At 39.5% G+C, this 19,303-nt stretch carries 17 protein-coding genes and 1 riboswitch; of the genes, 10 read left to right on the top strand and 7 right to left on the bottom strand.

What is annotated here, in order from left to right:
* Positions 1 to 86 precede the first annotated feature (86 nt).
* Positions 87 to 962: a metal-dependent hydrolase gene (locus JGE69_RS14310; protein ID WP_032036968.1), complete on the top strand. Its 876-nt coding sequence runs from the start codon at positions 87 to 89 to the stop codon at positions 960 to 962.
* Between the two features lie 8 nt (positions 963 to 970).
* Here the strand turns inward: JGE69_RS14310 and JGE69_RS14305 are convergent, their stop codons facing one another.
* The 4 genes from JGE69_RS14305 to JGE69_RS14290 are packed head-to-tail and all read right to left on the bottom strand — an operon-like array spanning position 971 to position 4,398.
* Positions 971 to 1,966 (bottom strand): DUF2804 domain-containing protein, encoded by a 996-nt coding sequence (locus tag JGE69_RS14305; RefSeq protein ID WP_199113861.1) that lies wholly within the window; start codon positions 1,964 to 1,966, stop codon positions 971 to 973.
* A gap of 37 nt (positions 1,967 to 2,003) precedes the next feature.
* Complete coding sequence (locus JGE69_RS14300) at positions 2,004 to 2,516, bottom strand: DUF1543 domain-containing protein (protein ID WP_199113859.1); 513 nt, start codon at positions 2,514 to 2,516, stop codon at positions 2,004 to 2,006.
* A gap of 9 nt (positions 2,517 to 2,525) precedes the next feature.
* Positions 2,526 to 3,755: a tryptophan synthase subunit beta gene (gene trpB / locus JGE69_RS14295; protein WP_000372737.1), complete on the bottom strand. Its 1,230-nt coding sequence runs from the start codon at positions 3,753 to 3,755 to the stop codon at positions 2,526 to 2,528.
* Complete coding sequence (locus JGE69_RS14290; RefSeq protein WP_086443327.1) at positions 3,739 to 4,398, bottom strand: phosphoribosylanthranilate isomerase; 660 nt, start codon at positions 4,396 to 4,398, stop codon at positions 3,739 to 3,741. Before JGE69_RS14290 ends, trpB begins: the two co-directional genes overlap by 17 nt.
* A 126-nt stretch (positions 4,399 to 4,524) precedes the next feature.
* Positions 4,525 to 4,732: riboswitch (cobalamin riboswitch) on the top strand.
* A gap of 35 nt (positions 4,733 to 4,767) precedes the next feature.
* Here JGE69_RS14290 and JGE69_RS14285 point away from each other — a divergent pair.
* From JGE69_RS14285 to JGE69_RS14275, 3 genes are all read left to right on the top strand, one after another.
* Positions 4,768 to 6,642: a TonB-dependent receptor plug domain-containing protein gene (locus JGE69_RS14285; RefSeq protein ID WP_199113857.1), complete on the top strand. Its 1,875-nt coding sequence runs from the start codon at positions 4,768 to 4,770 to the stop codon at positions 6,640 to 6,642.
* A 95-nt stretch (positions 6,643 to 6,737) separates the two neighbouring features.
* Positions 6,738 to 7,316, top strand: a complete 579-nt coding sequence (locus JGE69_RS14280) for a cob(I)yrinic acid a,c-diamide adenosyltransferase (RefSeq protein ID WP_069124060.1) — start codon at positions 6,738 to 6,740, stop codon at positions 7,314 to 7,316.
* 74 nt (positions 7,317 to 7,390) lie between these two features.
* Positions 7,391 to 8,104: a glycerophosphodiester phosphodiesterase gene (locus tag JGE69_RS14275; RefSeq protein ID WP_017402650.1), complete on the top strand. Its 714-nt coding sequence runs from the start codon at positions 7,391 to 7,393 to the stop codon at positions 8,102 to 8,104.
* A gap of 28 nt (positions 8,105 to 8,132) precedes the next feature.
* On the opposite strand, the gene JGE69_RS14270 is transcribed toward JGE69_RS14275, so the two are convergent.
* Positions 8,133 to 8,666 (bottom strand): META domain-containing protein, encoded by a 534-nt coding sequence (locus JGE69_RS14270; RefSeq protein ID WP_017385624.1) that lies wholly within the window; start codon positions 8,664 to 8,666, stop codon positions 8,133 to 8,135.
* Between the two features lie 208 nt (positions 8,667 to 8,874).
* On the opposite strand from JGE69_RS14270, the gene JGE69_RS14265 reads away from it, so the two are divergent.
* From JGE69_RS14265 to JGE69_RS14255, 3 genes are all read left to right on the top strand, one after another.
* Complete coding sequence (locus JGE69_RS14265) at positions 8,875 to 10,047, top strand: acyl-CoA desaturase (protein ID WP_017385625.1); 1,173 nt, start codon at positions 8,875 to 8,877, stop codon at positions 10,045 to 10,047.
* A 99-nt stretch (positions 10,048 to 10,146) separates the two neighbouring features.
* Positions 10,147 to 11,589, top strand: a complete 1,443-nt coding sequence (locus JGE69_RS14260; protein ID WP_199113855.1) for a protein adenylyltransferase SelO — start codon at positions 10,147 to 10,149, stop codon at positions 11,587 to 11,589.
* A 73-nt stretch (positions 11,590 to 11,662) separates the two neighbouring features.
* Positions 11,663 to 12,244, top strand: coding sequence for a L,D-transpeptidase family protein (locus JGE69_RS14255; protein WP_199113854.1), 582 nt, complete (start codon positions 11,663 to 11,665; stop codon positions 12,242 to 12,244).
* Between the two features lie 70 nt (positions 12,245 to 12,314).
* On the opposite strand, the gene JGE69_RS14250 is transcribed toward JGE69_RS14255, so the two are convergent.
* Both JGE69_RS14250 and baeS read right to left on the bottom strand, forming a co-directional pair.
* Complete coding sequence (locus JGE69_RS14250) at positions 12,315 to 13,001, bottom strand: response regulator (RefSeq protein ID WP_002116101.1); 687 nt, start codon at positions 12,999 to 13,001, stop codon at positions 12,315 to 12,317.
* A 21-nt stretch (positions 13,002 to 13,022) separates the two neighbouring features.
* Positions 13,023 to 14,681 (bottom strand): sensor histidine kinase efflux regulator BaeS, encoded by a 1,659-nt coding sequence (gene baeS / locus JGE69_RS14245; RefSeq protein ID WP_005064224.1) that lies wholly within the window; start codon positions 14,679 to 14,681, stop codon positions 13,023 to 13,025.
* Positions 14,682 to 14,813: 132 nt separating this feature from the next.
* On the opposite strand from baeS, the gene JGE69_RS14240 reads away from it, so the two are divergent.
* The 3 genes from JGE69_RS14240 to JGE69_RS14230 all read left to right on the top strand — a co-directional run bounded on the left by JGE69_RS14240 (position 14,814) and on the right by JGE69_RS14230 (position 19,234).
* On the top strand, positions 14,814 to 15,191 hold the full coding sequence (locus tag JGE69_RS14240) for a hypothetical protein (RefSeq protein ID WP_104075223.1): 378 nt from the start codon (positions 14,814 to 14,816) through the stop codon (positions 15,189 to 15,191).
* A gap of 291 nt (positions 15,192 to 15,482) precedes the next feature.
* Complete coding sequence (locus tag JGE69_RS14235; RefSeq protein WP_005804712.1) at positions 15,483 to 17,285, top strand: acyl-CoA dehydrogenase C-terminal domain-containing protein; 1,803 nt, start codon at positions 15,483 to 15,485, stop codon at positions 17,283 to 17,285.
* A 167-nt stretch (positions 17,286 to 17,452) separates the two neighbouring features.
* Complete coding sequence (locus JGE69_RS14230; RefSeq protein WP_199113853.1) at positions 17,453 to 19,234, top strand: acyl-CoA dehydrogenase C-terminal domain-containing protein; 1,782 nt, start codon at positions 17,453 to 17,455, stop codon at positions 19,232 to 19,234.
* The last annotated feature ends 69 nt before the right edge of the window (positions 19,235 to 19,303 follow it).

The raw sequence follows: 19,303 nt of genomic DNA, 5'->3' as shown, positions 1-19,303 counted from the left end.
CTGTATAAAAATTGGCAATAACTGTCAAAACAAAGCCGACTATTAGCGACATACTAATGAACATGTTAGATGCGAGAAATAAAAATATGAACGCACATGTTTCTTATCAGGTCGAGCCAGTGGTTCGTAAAGATCTGGATTTTCATTTAAACGAAGCGCCTCGCTTTTGGTTTAATAACGATCCTTTTTTGACTCGTATGTTTGATGCGCTCAGCTTAACCTTTCCAGATGGAGAGCGTTATTTTATTGAATGTGTCCGTATGTTCCGAGATAAAATTGATGATCCCGAACTACAAAAACGGGTTGCAGACTTTATTAAACAAGAAGCTCAACACGGTATTGCACATGACAAAATGAATCAGCTCATGAAAGAGCAAGGCATGCCTGTTGACCAGTTCACAGCTACACTTAAAAGAATTTTTCGTTTTGAACTCACTAAACGCTCACCGCAATACAATATTGCGATGACGGCGGCAGCGGAACATTTAACAGCACTAATGGCAGAAACCTTTTATAGCAATAAAAAAACTTTGGAAAATGCTCACCCCTATGTTCGAGCACTGTTTGCTTGGCATGCCATTGAAGAGATGGAACACCGTGATGTTGCTTTTGATGTCATGAAACAAGTTGGTGAAGTTCCTGAGTCGACTCGTCGTTTTGTATTGGTTCTTACAACAGTACTGATGTTTGGCTTTACACTCTATCGCACCAACATCATGTTGAAATGTGATGGCTTTAGTCCAAGAGAAAGACTCTTGATGAACCTTAAAGGTTTACCTTGGTTCTTTGGCAAAAATGGCACATTAACCGCTATGAAAAACCAATATTTAGATTGGTTTAAAAAAGACTTTCATCCAAGTCAGCATCCAGTCATTCGTCAATATCCTGTTTGGATTGAAACACTCGAAAAGACAAATGATCCTATTGCAGCTGGTGAGGCATTCTGGCAAGCAGGTTTATAACCTGCTTGTTACCATTTTGCATAATGTTGTTCTAGTAAACCGTATTGCTCATTGCAATTGATTATATCGGTTGCCTCATGCTCAATTGTTCCGCTAATTTTAGCTTGCCACTGGTTGAACTGGCTGCCAATCATTCTTAAATTAATATTTTCGTATCGGCACCAACCAATATGCACTTGGAGATTAAGCTTTTGATCTAGAGAGCTAATTTGCCAAAGCTCATCATTTACTTTTTCAAATAAAACATCAGTCAGTGGAAATAAAACGCCGTTAATCCATAAGCAATTTTCATTACCAAAGCTTTCATTAACACCAGAAGCTAAATTTAAACCAATACGTCGCCCTTGCTCATCCCAGAAATTACATGAAAGCCAGAACCAAGCCGTTTCAGGTCGCAAAAAACCGCAGGTATCATCTAAAGAGGCAAATGTCTTTTCATCAAATTGTACAACTTGATTTTGCTTATTAATGAACATCCCCTCTACAGCCAAAGTGGTCTGCTTTTGGGTATAGGTCCAACCATTGATGCCTGTTGGTGTACACAAGCTCAAAATATCTGTTCCAGCACAGAAAATACGAGCGCTCAGGCAAATTTCCCCATATTTAGTCACCCGAATGTATCGCACACCATTGGCATGCTGAATATCAAACTGATAAGGCGATTTAGAAAAATAACTTTGATTAAACAAAGGCTGTTCATCAAGATACGTCTTGTGACCTAACGGCTGAATAGCATTCCACTCAATGACTTGCCCTGTTTCATGGTCATAGATATAGAAAAAACCGTGTCCGACCCAGCCAATATCTGCAATTGCCAAACCAATACTATAATGTTTATGTTGAATGCCACAAAATTTAAATTTCTTATATTTTAATTGTTTGCGCCAGCCTTTTAGGACTTTGCCATAAGGAGTTTTATAAATATAACGTTGGACATGAATGGTGGACGGTACAGATTCAAAACGCCCATAACGAGGCTGTCCATTTTCTTGAATTAAATCCATTTACCCACTTCCATATGAATATTAGATTTCAAATGACCTATCCCACAGTCAAATATGTATTTTCCCAAATTGTTGCAGCAAAATCGCCTTTTATTAAATGAATATAACGGCCTGCCACGCAATCTATCGCTAAACAGTCATCAATATCAATGACCCGGTCTGTATGTGCTTTTTGCCACTGCCGATCTATAAATTGTTTACCTAATTGTTTGGCAACTACCACATTCGGTGCCACCACAAACTCATAACGATGAAGTTCACCGAATTCACTTGCATTATATCCACCTAGATTAATTAAATATAACTTTAAATCATCTGGTTGTGGAGCAGCATCTGTAAAATGAATTTGATAGTTCTGTCCTTGAGAACTAACTCCTGAGAGCTTAGCCCAAGCATCAATATGTAATCCTTGAGCCTCACCAAACCAAGCTTGTTTAAGTTGAGGATAAACTTCTTCCAAAGTATCTCCTACAGCCATGACCACATCATGAACTTCTGTATTAGCACGTGCATGACGCCCGCCCAACATCACCATAAACAAGCTTGGCATTGTATCCTCTTACATCTCGACCATTTCTACGCCATCAATGCGTGCAACTGTCATTAAGTCTTTATCGCCACGGCCTGAAACAGTCGCAATAATAATCTGATCTTTAGACATCGTCGGTGCAAGCTTAGACACATAGGCCATCGCGTGCGAGCTTTCAAGCGCAGGAATAATCCCTTCGATTTTGGTTAAGTCACGAAAACCTTGAAGAGCCTCTGTATCATTAATCGGCACGTACTCTACACGCTTCATATCTTTCAAGAAGCTATGTTCAGGACCAACACCCGGATAATCAAGGCCCGCCGAGATACTGTGTGTCTCAATAATCTGGCCCTGTTCATCACTCATTAAATAAGTACGGTTACCATGTAATACACCCACATGACCCGCATTTAAAGGCGCAGAGTGTTTACCAGTCTCAATACCAAAACCAGCGGCTTCAACACCATACATTTTTACACTGGCATCGTTTAAGAACGGATAGAACAAGCCCATTGCATTTGAACCACCACCTACACAAGCAACTAATGCATCTGGTAAGCGACCTGCTTGCTCCAAAATCTGTTTACGAGCTTCACGGCCAATAATTGACTGGAAGTCACGAACAAGTTGAGGGTAAGGATGCGGACCTGCAACTGTACCAATCACATAATACGTCGTATCAACGTTGGTTACCCAGTCACGCATTGCTTCATTCATGGCATCTTTCAGCGTTTTAGAACCGCTTTGTACAGGAACAACTGTAGCACCCAACAAACGCATACGATAAACGTTCATCGCTTGACGCTTAACGTCTTCAGCGCCCATATAAACAACACATTCGAGACCTAAACGTGCTGCAATTGTTGCTGTTGCTACACCATGCTGGCCTGCACCAGTTTCGGCAATAATACGTTTTTTACCAGAAAGCTTTGCCAATAACGCCTGACCAATCGTGTTATTTACCTTGTGTGAACCTGTATGGTTTAAGTCTTCACGTTTAAGGTAAATTTGCGCACCACCTAACTCTTTTGACCATCGCTCAGCATAATAAAGTGGACTAGGACGACCTACATAGTAGGCGAGGTCACGGTCGAATTCTGCCAAAAACTGTTCATCATTTTTCATGCGGGAATAGAGATTTTCCAAATCTTCTAATGCCGCCATTAAAGTTTCTGACACAAAACGTCCGCCATGGATACCGAAATGCCCATTTGCATCTGGGAATTGGGTATAGTCAATCACATTATTTTGCTGATCCACGTTGGACTCCTTGCATAAATCGTTCAATGAGTTGTTGGTCTTTTATACCTTTTGCGGACTCTACGCCTCCGCTCACATCTACTGCAAAAGCACCGGTAGTATGAATAGCGTCAATGACATTGTCAGGGGTTAAACCACCTGCCAAGATTAATGGAATATCAAGTTTCGGGAATTTAGACCAGTCAAACTGATGTCCTGTGCCCCCTTTAAGCTCAGGATGCCATGCATCGAGCAATACAGCACTGGCACCAGCTGCCTGATATTTTTGAATTTCAGCAATTACATCCAGATCAGGTTTAACCTGAATCGCTTTATACCAGCGACGTTTACAATGACGCGCTATTTCCTGACATTGTTCTGGAGTTTCATCGCCATGTAGTTGTAATACATCTAGGGGAATACAATCAAGTACATCCTGAATTTCAGTAACACTCGCGTTTACAAACAAACCCACCATTTGTACATAAGGCGGAACGAGTTTTGCTAATTCATCTGCCTGTTCAACTGTTACATTTCTTGGACTCGGCGGAAAAAAAACAAAACCTATCGCATCTGCTCCCGCTGCAACTACTGCCTGAACATCTTGCTTGCGAGTAATTCCACAGATTTTTGCTCGTGTACGTTTTTGGTTTGATTGGCTCATGAGCTGATTAAACTACAACCATTTCTTAAAATAAGCGCCATTGTAATGCAATTTTTGCCCCTTGCGTAAAAGTTCTCAGGGAATTGCTTTAAATGACATTGTACGAAGTAATTCGGCACTTTATACTGCGTTCAAATAGAAGCAAGTGTAAGCAATTCATGCTTTAGGGAAGCTGGTGAAAGTCCGGCACTGCCCCCGCAACGGTAACAATGTAAAGCATATTTTTTAAGTCGAAATCGACTTACACCACTGCAGTAGTGTGGGAAGGTGAATATGTCCATAAATGAATTATGGCGCTGAAGTCCGGAGACCTACTTGTTTCATCTATCTACCCGATCATTCACGTGGGGTGAATGTATGGAGCATGTTATGTCTAAATCTTTTCAACCTACTCGTCTGGTAGGGGCTATCGCTATTGCGATGGGGTGTTCACCTGTTATTTTTGCTGAAGATGCAACAAATGCAACTCAGCTTGACCCAATTGTTATCACTGCTTCAAAAAGTGCTGAAAAAGCCAGTGAAGTTCCAGCGCGTATTTCAGTAATCTCTAAAGAAGAAATTGAAAAAAATCCTGCTTTAAATCTATCTGATATCTTGCAAAAAGATGCATCTATTTATGTAAAACAAAATGGTGGAATTGGCCAACTTGCAGACTTATCTTTACGAGGTGGGCAAACTGGGCAAACACTTTTATTGAAAGATGGTGCCCGTTTAAATTCACAAAATGGTTTCGGTCCAGTCAATCCAGAATTTATAAATTTAACTGATATTGATCAAATTGAAATTCTAAAAGGTCCAGCTTCAGTACAATATGGTTCAGATGCTATTAGTGGTGTAATCAACTTAATCTCAAAAAAACCAACAAAATCAGGCATAAATTTGACTGGAATTTATGGAGAGAATAATACTTATAAGTCGATTATTAATGCAGATTATGTTGATGCTTCTGGATTCTATGCTCAGGTAGGCGGACAACGTTTAGAATCGGATGGAACACGAATACTTAGCATTCAAGATAAAAATGATAAAGCTGGCTTTGATCAAAAAGGATACCATGCAAAAATAGGTTATCAGCAAAATCAGATTGATACCAGCATCTCTATTAGTGAGAATCAAGGTACCAATGTATATTATGACTCAACTTTAAATTCCAACACAGGAATACGTGATTTCAAAAATCAACTCATCAATTGGTTAGGTTCATATCAAGTCAATCCTGATATTAAGCTTAATGCACGTTATTCCAATATTAAGAACACAAGGGTATCAACAGATACAGATTGGCAAACCTATAAGCTTACATCTAGTCACTATAATACTGAAACAAATGAAAGTGATCTAAACGCAGTTTGGAAATTCATGGAACATCAGAATATTTTAGCTGGTGTTACATATAGCAAGTCAGAATATGATGCATCATCTACTCCGGAAGCGATACGCAGTACGAACTCTACAGGTTATTATTTACAACACCAATATCAGAAGAATGGTCTCAACACTCAAGCTGGCATACGCTTAGAAGATAATGATTGGTTTGGCACACATACTGTTGGACAAATCGCAGTACGCTATCAGCTTTTACCACTTACAAGTATCTATACCAATGTTGGTACGGCATTTAAAGCACCAACACTAGAACATTTATATGGTTCTTATGGTAGTAGCTTTTATAGTAATCCGAATCTCAAGCCAGAAAAAAGTGTCTCTTATGAAATTGGTTTAGATCAAAAACTAAACTACGGATTATCAGCTTATATTTCAGGTTATTCTACTGATGTGGAGAATTTGATTAGCTCGGGTAAGATAGACGGAAAAACAACCTACATCAATTTAAATAAAGCAAAAATTCAAGGCGGTGAAATTGGCTTGAAATGGGTACTCGACAACCTATTTGCAAATGCTGAATATGTCTACTCAAAAGCACAAAATAAAGAGACTAAATTAGATACTCCTTATCGACCTCGTCAAACTTATACATTGACAGTGGGCTATGATGATGGATTGTATGGTGTCAATGCTGCTGTAGTTGCTCGCTCCAAAGCAAATACAAGCTCTGCTAATATTAAAGTTCCAGGTTATGCAACAGTTGATCTAAATGCTTTTTGGAATATCAGCTCAAATGTAAAACTTTTTACTAATATTCAGAATATTGGTGATGTAGAAAATATTGTCGTTAACGATTTCGGTTCAGAATATATCAACGGTGGCCGTCAAGCTTCTGTTGGGGTCACTTTCCGTTATTAATTTCTCACGCCAACTATAAAAATATTTTCTTAACTCCAGTTTCGGGGTAATGTTCTGACCGACATTATCCCTTTTTTATGTTCAGGATATCCATCATGGGACACCGTTTAAGCAAAATCTATACACGCACAGGCGACTCAGGTACCACAGGTTTAGGCGATGGTTCTCGTGTTGCCAAGGATGACTTACGAATTGCAGCACTTGGTGATGTTGATGAACTCAACGCCATTATTGGGGTACTTCGTGCTCAAATCACAGCTAGTCAAGTAACTAATAAGGCTGATTGGGATAAAAGCTTAAGTCTGATTCAACATTGGCTTTTTGATTTAGGTGGAGAGGTTTGTATTCCAAATTACAATCTACTCCAGCCGGTTTGTATTGAATTTCTTGAAAAAGAAATTGATCGTATGAATGAAGACTTACCGATGCTTAAGGAGTTTATTCTACCATCTGGTTCTTTATCTTGTAGTTATGCTCATCAAGCTCGTGCCGTTTGTCGTCGTGCAGAGCGATCACTCATGTCGGTGCAAACTCGTGATCAAAATATTCAAACCACGGCGCTCCAGCTTTTAAACCGTCTATCTGACTGGTTATTTGTCGCATCACGCGCTTTACAGCGTGCCGAAGGCGGACAAGAAGTACTTTGGCAAAAAAATATTAATGAGATTATTTAAAAATAGATTAGATTAAACATGGTCTCTGGTCTTTTTAAAGAGACCATAGTCAAAATATTTCATAGAAGAAAATTATGCGCATTATTGGTCATCGTGGTGCACGCCGAGAAGCTCCTGAAAATACACTTGGTGGGTTTCAGCACATAAAAAATTTAGGTATTCGTGGTGTCGAATTCGATATTCGTCAGCTTCAAGACCAAGAGTTAGTTGTTATTCATGATGATAGTTTTTTACGTACAGCTGGAGTCGATCAAGTTGTAGAGCAATCTACTTTGGCTCAAGCGTTGTCATTTGATCATCGTCAAAGCTGGCCCAATTGGCCAACCTCTGAACCAACGCCTACACTAAAAGGTGTTTTAAATTTACTTGATAATTTCGATCATATTGAAGTTGAAGTTAAAGCTGTAAGAGATATGGTGTTGGCCGAAAAACTCGTTCAAAAGCTTGAGACTGAATTACAGGGTTTTGAGAAAGTTGTAACCATCACAAGTTTTGATCTTCAAATTTTAACTGCCTTACGCGATATAAACTCTCAATTTAAACGCGGATTGTTAGTTGAACTTCCGGTTGGCGCAACAGCGATTGAACTCGCGCATCAGTATGGGTGCTGTCATATTGGTTGGCACGATCAGCTGGCAACAGATGAAATGATTCAATTATCACATCAAGCTGGTTTGAACATTAGTGTCTGGACAGTAAATGATGTAGAAAGAGCAAAAAGACTACGTGATTTAGAAGTTCAGGGCTTAATTACAGATATTCCAACCACGATGTTACAAGCCCTATAAATATAAAAAAGGTGGTAAAAACCACCTTTTATTTCTTTTGTGCCTGAATGAGACGCTGACCATTCTGGTCAAGTAAATATAGCGTATTACCTACGAGTTGGAAGCGTTGAATACGTTGCAAAGCATCTACCAACTCTGCTTCTTGAGCCAAAGCACCATCACAGCTTGAATGACCTGCATTTACTTGCATATCAAGTTTTTGCTGGCTGAAATTAAATGTATAACGGCCAAAAACAGCATTACAGCCAGTATGGCCCGATACTGTTTTAACTGCTGAGTTCAGTGAAAGAGTTGGCCATTGGTTAAAGAATTTTGCCTTATGACCACTGATCTGAGTGATCTGCCAATCAATATCTTGAATGCCATCTGGACTCACTCTCTTTTTTACAACAGGGGTTTGAGTCTGATGAACTGTTCTTTTTGGTTGAACTTTTTTCGTAGTTTGTTCGGGTGCACTTTGACATGCGGCTAATACAAGACTGATTGTGACCAAGATACACTTCAATGATAATTTTCTTGAAATATCAATGCTGTTCTTTTTTTTCAATCGTTGTACGTTCATTAAACAACTTCTCCTGCTTGAAAAACTCTTTGACATAGTTTAATTCTGTTACGGTTCTTTCAATACATCTGTACAATAATGCTAGTGATTCTCACTAAGCACGTGCTAATATGAAGGATAGAATAGCAATATATCTTGATGATTGGTTTTGCTATGTCGTTTTGTCTTTGTACCTTGTTTCACAAGGATTCTAGGAGCGCTGCCGGATATGACTTCCGCCCCACTCAAAGCCCCAATTAACTGGACCGCTAGCATTACCTTAATTGGTTTACCAATTCTTGCCGCAATCATAATCCCGATTTATGCGTATTTTTATGATTTTAGTGTAAGCGCATGGGTAAGCTTATTTTTTCTTTTAGCTCTAAGTAGTATGGGGATTACTGCTGGTTACCATCGCCTTTGGGCTCACCGAGCTTATGAAGCGTCGTTACCGCTTAAAATTCTTTTAATGATCGGTGGAACATTTGCCGTACAAAATAGTATTTTGTTCTGGGCATCTGGTCACCGTACTCACCATCGACATGTTGATGATGTTGATGAAGATCCGTATTCAATTGAGCGTGGTTTTTGGTATGCCCATATGGGTTGGATGATCCGCGATCATTCACCATCTGAGCCAGACTTTAAAAATGCACCAGACCTACTCAATGATAAATTGGTCATGTTCCAGCATAAATATTACGCACTACTTGTAGTCGCAGTTCATGTTGGTATTTTAGGTTTAATTGGTTGGGCAACAGGTGATCTATGGGGTGTAGTCCTCCTAGGTGGTCTCTTACGTTTAATCATTAGCCATCAAGTTACATTCTTTATTAACTCGCTTTGCCACATGTTTGGTAAACGTCCTTATACAGACGAAAACTCAGCACGTGATAATTTCTGGTTAGCTATTGCCACTTGGGGCGAGGGTTACCACAACTATCACCATATCTTCCAATACGACTATCGTAATGGTGTGAAATGGTGGCAATATGACCCAACAAAATGGTTGATCTGGTCATGTTCTAAAATTGGTTTAGCTAAAAATTTACGTCGTATTCCAAGCTTTAATATTAAAAAAGCAGAACTGGCGATGAAATTTAAATACGCTGAACAAGACCTAGCTATTTATGGTCATGATGTAAATGCAGACATTACTCAAATGAAACAACGTATTGCACAAGAGTACGAAGCATTTACACACACCTTAAATGATTGGGCAAAACTTAAAGAACAAGAGTTACAAGCGAAAAAAGCAGCAATGGCTGAAAAGATTCATAGAATGGATCATAAGCTTAAAGTTGATTTTCAATTGCTTGAACACCGTTTAAGTCATCACCGCGAATGCTTAGAAACACTGATGCGTAGTGTTAAAAAGAATACCAACGTGGTGTCAGACTAAAATAAATTCTGATCTAAAATAGCTCTTTCGGGAGCTATTTTTATGCCTGCTTTTTAACTGTGTTATAGTGAAATCTGCTCTCTCTATTTTGCTAAGCCTATGCAGTTTAATCCGCTCTACCCTTCACTTCCGTCTAAATTATTTCATGTTCAGCAACCATCACCTTTACGTGGTGCAAAAGCAGGACATTTTAACAATGCTTTGGCTGATGAACTGCAATGGTCAGAAGACGATAAAAATGCATGGGTTGAGATCTGTAGTGGACAGCGTACATTCCCTGAATTTCCGTCTCTTGCGATGGTCTATGCTGGCCACCAATTCGGACAATGGGCAGGACAACTCGGCGATGGACGTGGTTTACTAATTGCACAAATACTGAATACAAAGGGCCAAACCATCGACCTTCATCTCAAAGGTGCAGGCCCTACCCCTTATTCAAGGATGGGAGATGGACGAGCAGTATTACGTTCTGTGGTCCGTGAATATTTAGCAGGACATGCTCTAAATGCTTTAGGCGTCGCATCTAGTCATGCAGTCGGTTTTACAACCTCGACTCAAGGTGTACAGCGTGAAAAACTAGAGTTAGGCGCAATGCTACTTAGAACATCTGAATGTCATATTCGTTTAGGACACTTCGAATGGATTAATCAATATGCGCCTGAATTGCTGTCAGAATTCACTCAAAAATGTATTAAATGGCATTATCCAGAATGCTTAGAAACTGAAAATCCAATTTTATCCTTTGCCAAAAAGGTAGTTGAACGTACTGCAATTATGATTGCAAAATGGCAATTGGTTGGATTTGCTCATGGAGTGATGAATACCGATAACTTAAATATTACAGGTTCAACACTCGATTTTGGGCCATATGGTTTTATGGAGCGTTTCCGCCCCAACTGGATCAACAATCACTCGGACTACCAAGGCCGTTATACTTATCAAAATCAGCCAAGCATAGGCCATTGGAACTTATGGACGTGGTTAAACAACTTAATCCCTCTCGCTGAGCCTGAACAAAAAGATGAGTTTAAAGAAGAGTTAGCACGTTGCTTAGAACAATTTGAACCAATCTTTTTAGAACACTATGGACAAGGTTTATGTCAAAAAATGGGGCTTCCCCATTTCCATAAAGACAGCCTTGATTGTAGTTTTTCATTTTTAAGAATCTTACAAACTGAACAACTCGATTACACTCAAAGTTTTATTCGTCTTCAAAATAAAGAATATAAAACTCTACGAGATGATTGTCTTGATATTCGACAGTTTGATGAGTTTCTTAGCCAATATCAAAGTATTCGTGAACATCAAGATACTGATGAACTTGATGCAAACATGCAGCAAGTAAATCCGATTTATATTTTACGGAATCACATGGCTCAGCGTGCTATTGAAGCAGCGGAAAGAGATGATTTTAGCGAAGTAGATCGTTTATTTAAGCTACTTAATCATCCATACACAAGACAACCAGAGCTTGAGCAACCACAAGATTTAGGGCCATTACCAAGTGATGTTCCAGATGTAGCAGTGAGCTGTTCATCTTAATATTAAAAAAACTAAACTCTCTTAAGTCATTCTCAACACTTAAGAGAGTTTCTTACACATCAAAGAATAATATATGAAAATTAAACCCCTCATTATTTGTACATTTCTTATCATTCTACTGGGAATCGCTTTTTATAATTATGAAAAATATTTACCGACTTTTACGTCAAGCCATCAAGCGCTCTCAAAAGAAGAAATATTAGAACTCATAAAGACCAAGCCAGTTACCTCAATTGAAGTGTTTAAAAACCAACGCCTACTTCTGCTCAAGAGTAATCAGGACGTGATTCGGCAATATCCGATTCGTCTCGGCTTTAATCCCAAAGGACATAAACACTTTGAAAATGATGGTAGAACACCTGAAGGGATTTATTCTATAGATTGGCGAAACTCACAAAGTGCTTACTATAAATCTTTGCATATTTCCTATCCCGATGCGAAAGATATTGCTTATGCCAAGCAACATAATCAACCAACAGGAGGAGATATCATGATTCATGGATCTGTTCCGAAATCATTACTCTCGATGCCTTTTAGCTCGACTTATATGCCCCATAAGGATTGGACGTTAGGATGTATCGCGGTTAGAAATGTAGATATAGATGAAATTTGGCAATTAGTACCCAATCATACCAAGATTATAATTTATCCATAAAATCTTTAAAACTATCCACATTTTCTGTGGATAACATTGTGGTTATCCACAGAATAACTTTTATGAAGACTTACTCTTCAGGATATTCGAAGCGATAACCTACGCCATAAACTGCTTGAATCCACTCATGGCGGTTACCAGTTTCCGCTGCTTCACTAATTTTTCGTCGCAAATTTTTGATATGGCTGTCAATCACACGATCGGCAACATCGAAGCTATCTGGATTAATATGATCCAATAATTGTGCACGTGAATAAACTTGCCCCACATGCTCTAAAAATAGCTCAAGTAAGCGAAATTCGGTTGGTGTTAAACTCAATGATTTTTGTTGATACCAAATTCTTTGTTGTGCTTTATCAATTCGGAAAGAATCATTTTGCTCAGGCTCTGCCTTACGCTCTAAACGACGTAAAACAGCTTGTACACGGGCAACCAACTCTTTTGGACTAAATGGTTTACAGACATAATCGTCAGCGCCCATGTTAAGACCTAATACTCGGTCAATTTCTTCGGTACGGGCAGTGACCATAATAATCGGTAAATCTGATTGTTCACGAACTTTACGGCAAATCGTTAAACCATCCATTCGTGGAACCATTAAGTCCAGAATCATCAAATTTGGTTTACGTTGCTGGAAACTCGCATAGGCATCTTGACCATCATGAAACATACTTACTTCAAAACCGGCAGCTTCAAGATAATCACGCACCAAATGCGCTAATTCGACTTCATCTTCAACCAACATCACATGTTTCATGAGATATTTTTCCTTTTATATTTAACTCTGCTTTTTAAAAGTAAGTACACAACGTAAACCACCTAATGGTGAATGTTCAAAACTGAGTGTACCACCAAGCGCCTGCGCAATCTTACAAGACAAAGCTAAGCCCAGCCCTGTTCCACCTGTACTACGCGTACGCGAATCATCTACGCGATAGAAACGTTCACCTAAACGGGATAACTGCTCATCACTTAAACCATAAGGACTATCATCGACATATAACGTCCACTCTTGAGGAGTCTGACTTGTATGAATATGAATTTTTCCACCTGTTTCCGTGTAACGAATACTATTACTAATTAAATTAACAATAATCTGTTTAAACCGATCACGGTCTAATAATAGCGGAGAACTTGTTCCTTCAACCTGAATTTCGAGACCAGCCTGCTCAAGTTTGGGTTTAAAGTTTTCAACTTCTTGTAGTACCACTTCCCATGGATTTACAGAGCTCAAATAACACTTAAGCTGCTGAGCATCTGCCTGCGCCAAGTCTGCAAGGTCTTGGGTCAATTTTTTCAAGCTTGAAACCTGACGCATCATTGCATCTAAATGTTCAGGTGTGGCTTTTCGAATCCCGTCTTGCATCGCTTCAATTTGTGCTTGTAATACAGCCAGCGGCGTTTTTAATTCATGAGAAGTATCTGCCACCCATTGACGTCGTGACTCTTCATGCTGATGTAAAATCTCTGCCAAATGGTTCAACTGGGTTGATAAATCACCTAGCTCATCATTTCGCTTAATGACCACTTGGTGTTGATAATTTCCTTTGGTTAATTCATTGGTTGCATTTAATAAACGCTGAATTGGCTTTTTAAAATAAGTCGCCATTAACAGTGCTGCAACTAAACTTGATAGTAAGGTTAAAGCATAGATTAAGAGTAAATAACGCTTTTGATTACTAAAGAAATTAATACTCAAAGCGTCTTCTTTATCTAAAACAGGCTTTAAACCTAAATATCCCACGACTTTATTATTTAAAATAATTGGGCGAAATGACATCTGATCTGATGAAGGCGGTTCACCTACCACAAACTGGTGCTGTGCATCATATAGAGATAAACGCGAACTCAATCCTAAACGGTCTGGTAAAGCAATAAAACGTTTCTTGCCATTTTGGGTTTCAATATCTTTTAAGCTTCCCTTCTTTGATTTATTTTTATCATCACTTGGGCGAAACTGATTTGCGCTTAAAGGGAATCTTAGCCCTTCAAACGGTTGATACTGTGAAGGTAAATTTTGTTCAAGTGCTCTTAATTCCTCATCACTAAAAATAGTATTTTTATTGGTCGGTGCAACTTGCGGTGAAATATTAATAAGGGCATGTTCATCGAAAGAATGCTGTTGTATTGCAATGTCATATTGACGACGAAGCCACCACTGCGAGAGACGATCATAGTCGTCAGGAGCTGCGGTTCCTTCAATTTGTAAAATCTGTGCCTGAATCGCATTCCCCCAATCATGATACACCGTATAGACGTCACCCAGATTGGTAATGAGGCGGTCTAGTTTCTGCATTTCAACGTCAGCCACGTATTTGGCAAAGTTCTTTTGCATGGTCCAGTGCAAAACACTCAAGCTTGCAGTCGCAATAAGCAATGTGGTGAGCAAGACTGTCAAAAATAACCGTAATGCAATGGGAACACGTAGAACGTTCAAAAGCACTCTCTCATTTTTACCCTATATTTTGCATTGTAACCAACAACGAAAAGAAAAACTCTCCATTGTTTCTACATCTTTATTATCTAATCTTTAAGCCATCAGAAAACACAACATTAAAAGGCTTTAAATATGAAAATGACGGCAAAAATTGCATTATTCAGTGCGGCAATTGTAACAATGGGAAGTTTGGCTGCGTGTCAATCGACAACTCAACCACCTAAACCAGAGCGTGGAATGATGCAAGATGGCCCACGTGAGGGTCACCACCGTATGAAGCACCGTGAGTTCACTCCAGAACAAAAAGCTGCATGGGAACAGCACCGCGCAGAACGTCAAGCTCGATTCGAACAAATCCAAAAAGCATGTGATGGTAAGGCCAATGGACAACCCGTAAGTGTTCAAGTTGGAGATAAGACACTTGAAGGGACTTGTAACCTTCGTTTTGAACCAAAGCGTCCTCAACCACCAGTTAACGCTCCTGCTCCTGCACCAGTTCAAGCAAAATAATTCTAAAAATCATAAAACAAAAAGGCGCCTATAGGCGCCTTTTTGTTTGTACATAACTGTTTACGATTTTGACTATTTGTATCATATAAACATAACCAAAAGTGTTTACACTCAAAGCACTTAGCTAGTTTAAGCATTTTTTTCTTGACTTTGCAGTCACAAAGTAAAGGTCCTGAGGTGCTTGTGCAGTTATGCAAGTTGTTGCACGATGTAATAGTCCAAGGTGCCTCATGGCACATTATCATAGATTAAGATTATAACTCTGGTTTCACCAGTATTGAGGAACCCGATATGCCACAATACAAAGCGCCCTTACGTGATATGCAATTCGTTTTGCATGAATTATTAAATGCTGAAGAACACTATGCAAAATTACCTGATTTCCAAGGTAACGTAAGCCGTGAATTGGTTGATCAATATTTAGAAGCTGCGGCGGACTTCTGTGAAAATGAGCTTTCTCCTTTAAACCAAGTTGGCGACCGCGAAGGTTGTACTTGGAATGATGGCGTAGTTACCACTCCAACAGGTTTTAAAGAAGCTTATCAAAAATATATTGAACTTGGCTTTCCGTCTTTATCAGCAGAAGAACAATACGGTGGTCAGGCCTTACCTAACTCTTTAGGTATCGCAATTTCTGAAATGGTAGGTAGCTCTAACTGGGCATGGGGCATGTACCCTGGCTTGTCTCACGGAGCTGTACGTACGTTAGAACATCACGGTTCTGATGAACAAAAAAATACTTATTTACCAAACCTTGTTTCAGGTGTTTGGACAGGTACGATGTGCTTAACTGAGTCTCATGCAGGTTCAGACTTGGGTATTATCCGTACTAAAGCAGAACCAAATGCTGATGGTAGCTATGCAATCTCTGGCGAGAAAATCTTTATCTCTGCTGGTGAACATGACATGGCTGAGAACATCATCCATATCGTTCTTGCTCGCCTACCTGGTGCACCAAAAGGTACTAAAGGTATCTCATTATTCATCGTTCCTAAATTCAATGTAAATGCAGATGGATCTATTGGCGAACGTAATGCGGTACGTTGTGGTTCTATCGAACACAAAATGGGTATTCATGGTAACGCAACTTGTGTCATTAACTTTGACCAAGCTAAAGGTTACTTGATTGGACCTGAAAACCGTGGTTTGAACTGTATGTTCACCTTCATGAACACAGCACGTATTGGTACTGCTGTTCAAGGTTTAGCAGCGTCTGAATCATCTTTCCAGGGTGCGTTAACTTACGCGAAAGAACGTTTAGCAATGCGTTCACTTTCTGGTCCTAAAGCTCCAGAAAAAGAAGCAGATCCTATTATCGTTCACCCTGCTGTTCGTAACATGCTTTTAACTCAAAAAGCGTTTGCTGAAGGCGGTCGTGCTCTTGTTTACTTACTTGCTCAATACGCAGATATCGTTGAAAAAGGCGAAACTGAAGAAGAGCGTAAGTTTGCTGACAACATCTTGTCTTTATTGACTCCAATTGCAAAAGCATTCTTAACTGAAACAGGTTCTGAATCTGCTAAGCACGGTGTACAAGTCTTCGGTGGTCATGGCTTTATTTCTGAGCATGGCATGGAGCAAATCGTACGTGATACACGTATTGCCTGCTTGTATGAAGGTACAACTGAAATTCAAGCACTTGATTTGTTAGGTCGTAAAGTATTGCAAACTCAAGGTGCAATGCTACGTGACTTCACTAAGATCATCCATAAATTCGTAGAAGCAAACAAAGACAACGCTGCTATGAAAGAATTTGTTGAACCGCTTGCGGCGCTTAACAAAGAATGGGGCGATCTTACTATGCAAATCGGTATGCGTGCGATGCAAAACCCAGATGAAGTCGGTGCTGCTGCTGTAGATTACCTATACTTCGCAGGTTATATCACTTTAGCTTACCTATGGGCTCGTATGGCGCTTGTAGCACAAGAGAAATTGGCAGAAGGTACAACCGATGTTGACTTCTACAATGCGAAAGTAACTACTGCTCGTTTCTACTTCAAGAAAATCTTGCCACGTGTACGTTCTCACGTAGATGTGATCGCTGGTGGTCTAGATCCATTAATGTCATTAGACGCTGAACATTTCGCTTTCTAACCATAGTTAGTTGCGATATGCAATGTTAAAAAACAAAAAAGGACTGCTCAGTTTTGACGGTCCTTTTTTTATAAAATCAATGATAAATTTACACTTTAAATTCCATATCCATTTCGTTTTACAGGATATCTAGCACAGGCCAATGTGCACAAAAAAGGTGAACGATTATGCCAATTTACAATGCTCCTTTAGCTGATATGAAATTCATCTTAAATGATGTATTTAAAGCAGAACAATTTTGGCAGTCTAATGAGAAACTCGCTCATGTAGATGCTGCAACAGCTGAAGCAATTTTAGAAGAAATGGCTAAATTTGCTCAGAACGTGACTCATCCATTAAACCGTACTGGTGACGAAGAAGGTGCTCGCTATGAAAACGGCGAAGTATTCACACCAGCTGGTTTTAAAGATGCATTTCGTCAATATGCAGAAGGTGGTTGGATTGGATTAGGTGCCGATGAAGAATGGGGCGGTCAAGGCATGCCAAAAATGCTCACCGTTCTTTCTGATGAAATGTTATTTGCGACTAACCCATCCTTCATGCTTTACCCGCTACTTTCAGTAGGTGCTGGTATGGCTTTAAGCAGCTACGCATCTCAAGAACAAAAAGAAACTTATTTACCTAAGATTTATTCAGGTGAATGGTCAGGTACCATGTGCTTAACCGAGCCACATGCAGGTACTGACTTAGGGATTATCAAAACTAAAGCAGAACGTAATGAAGACGGTACTTATAACATTACAGGTACTAAAATTTTCATTACTGGCGGTGACAACGATTTAGCAGAAAACATCATTCACTTGGTACTTGCTAAAACTCCAGATGCCCCTGCTGGTTCACGTGGTATCTCGTTATTTATCGTACCGAAATACCTTGTAAATGAAGATGGTTCTTTAGGCGACCGTAACCATGTTGGCCCAGGTTCTATTGAACATAAGATGGGTATCAAAGCATCTGCAACTTGTGTGATGAACTTTGATGGAGCTAAAGGTTACCTCGTTGGTAAAGAAAACGAAGGCCTTGCTGCAATGTTCGTGATGATGAACTACGAACGTTTATCAATGGGTATTCAAGGTTTAGGTGCATCTGAATTTGCTTATCAAAATGCTGCTCAATACGCGACTGACCGTTTACAAGGCCGCAGTGCAGCTGGTGTTCAATCACCAAATAAACCTGCTGACAGTATTTTAGTGCATGGTGATGTACGTCGTATGTTGTTAAATGTACGTGCCAATAATGAAGCATCTCGTGCATTTGCAGTCTATGTAGGTCAACAACTCGATATTACTAAATTCTCAACTGATGCAGCAGCAGTGAAAAAAGCCAATGACCGTGTTGCGCTTTTAACTCCAATTGCAAAAGCTTACCTCACAGATACAGCATTCCAAGCGACTTTAGATGCTCAAATGGTATTTGGTGGCCACGGTTACATCCGTGAATGGGGTATGGAACAATGTATTCGTGACCTTCGTATTGCTCAAATCTACGAAGGAACCAACGGCGTTCAGTCTCAAGATTTAATTGGTCGTAAAACCATTAAATGTGGCGGTGCGTTCATTGCTGAATACATCACTGAAATTCGTGACTTTGCAAATGACCTAGACACTGACTTGAACTTCATTAAAGATGCAACTTTAGATGCTGCAACTGAAATTGAAGCAATCACTCAGTTTATTATTGAGCAAGCTGCTGAAAATGTAGAGTTCCCGAACTCAGCTGCGGTTGATTATTTACATGCGGTTGGTTTACTCAGCTTCTCATACATGTTTGCAAAAATTTCTGCCGCTGCTAAAGATAAGTCTGGTGATTTCTATCAGAACAAACTTGCTTTGGCTCAGTACTTCGTTGAACGTATCTTGCCAGATATTGATGCGCGTATTGCTAAAATCAAAGCTGGTTCTGACTTAATTATGGGCTTTAGTGAAGATTACTTTACAAATCAAGCTTAATTAAGTTCTTTATAAAAAACGCCTGAATAATCAGGCGTTTTTTTATTTCTAATCATAAAAGATAGATAA

The sequence above is a fragment of the Acinetobacter sp. C13 genome, assembly GCF_016809775.1.
Taxonomy (GTDB): domain Bacteria; phylum Pseudomonadota; class Gammaproteobacteria; order Pseudomonadales; family Moraxellaceae; genus Acinetobacter; species Acinetobacter pittii.
This window is presented reverse-complemented; position numbering and strand designations above follow the sequence as displayed.

What these genes read in the sequence shown, in the direction of transcription:
- JGE69_RS14310 (WP_032036968.1), top strand. Translation starts at nt 87, where the DNA reads ATGAACGCACATGTTTCTTATCAGGTCGAGCCAGTGGTTCGTAAAGAT.
- JGE69_RS14305 (WP_199113861.1), bottom strand. Translation starts at nt 1,966, where the DNA reads ATGGATTTAATTCAAGAAAATGGACAGCCTCGTTATGGGCGTTTTGAA.
- JGE69_RS14300 (WP_199113859.1), bottom strand. Translation starts at nt 2,516, where the DNA reads ATGCCAAGCTTGTTTATGGTGATGTTGGGCGGGCGTCATGCACGTGCT.
- JGE69_RS14290 (WP_086443327.1), bottom strand. Translation starts at nt 4,398, where the DNA reads ATGAGCCAATCAAACCAAAAACGTACACGAGCAAAAATCTGTGGAATT.
- JGE69_RS14285 (WP_199113857.1), top strand. Translation starts at nt 4,768, where the DNA reads ATGTCTAAATCTTTTCAACCTACTCGTCTGGTAGGGGCTATCGCTATT.
- JGE69_RS14280 (WP_069124060.1), top strand. Translation starts at nt 6,738, where the DNA reads ATGGGACACCGTTTAAGCAAAATCTATACACGCACAGGCGACTCAGGT.
- JGE69_RS14275 (WP_017402650.1), top strand. Translation starts at nt 7,391, where the DNA reads ATGCGCATTATTGGTCATCGTGGTGCACGCCGAGAAGCTCCTGAAAAT.
- JGE69_RS14270 (WP_017385624.1), bottom strand. Translation starts at nt 8,666, where the DNA reads ATGAACGTACAACGATTGAAAAAAAAGAACAGCATTGATATTTCAAGA.
- JGE69_RS14265 (WP_017385625.1), top strand. Translation starts at nt 8,875, where the DNA reads ATGACTTCCGCCCCACTCAAAGCCCCAATTAACTGGACCGCTAGCATT.
- JGE69_RS14260 (WP_199113855.1), top strand. Translation starts at nt 10,147, where the DNA reads ATGCAGTTTAATCCGCTCTACCCTTCACTTCCGTCTAAATTATTTCAT.
- JGE69_RS14255 (WP_199113854.1), top strand. Translation starts at nt 11,663, where the DNA reads ATGAAAATTAAACCCCTCATTATTTGTACATTTCTTATCATTCTACTG.
- JGE69_RS14250 (WP_002116101.1), bottom strand. Translation starts at nt 13,001, where the DNA reads ATGAAACATGTGATGTTGGTTGAAGATGAAGTCGAATTAGCGCATTTG.
- JGE69_RS14240 (WP_104075223.1), top strand. Translation starts at nt 14,814, where the DNA reads ATGAAAATGACGGCAAAAATTGCATTATTCAGTGCGGCAATTGTAACA.
- JGE69_RS14235 (WP_005804712.1), top strand. Translation starts at nt 15,483, where the DNA reads ATGCCACAATACAAAGCGCCCTTACGTGATATGCAATTCGTTTTGCAT.
- JGE69_RS14230 (WP_199113853.1), top strand. Translation starts at nt 17,453, where the DNA reads ATGCCAATTTACAATGCTCCTTTAGCTGATATGAAATTCATCTTAAAT.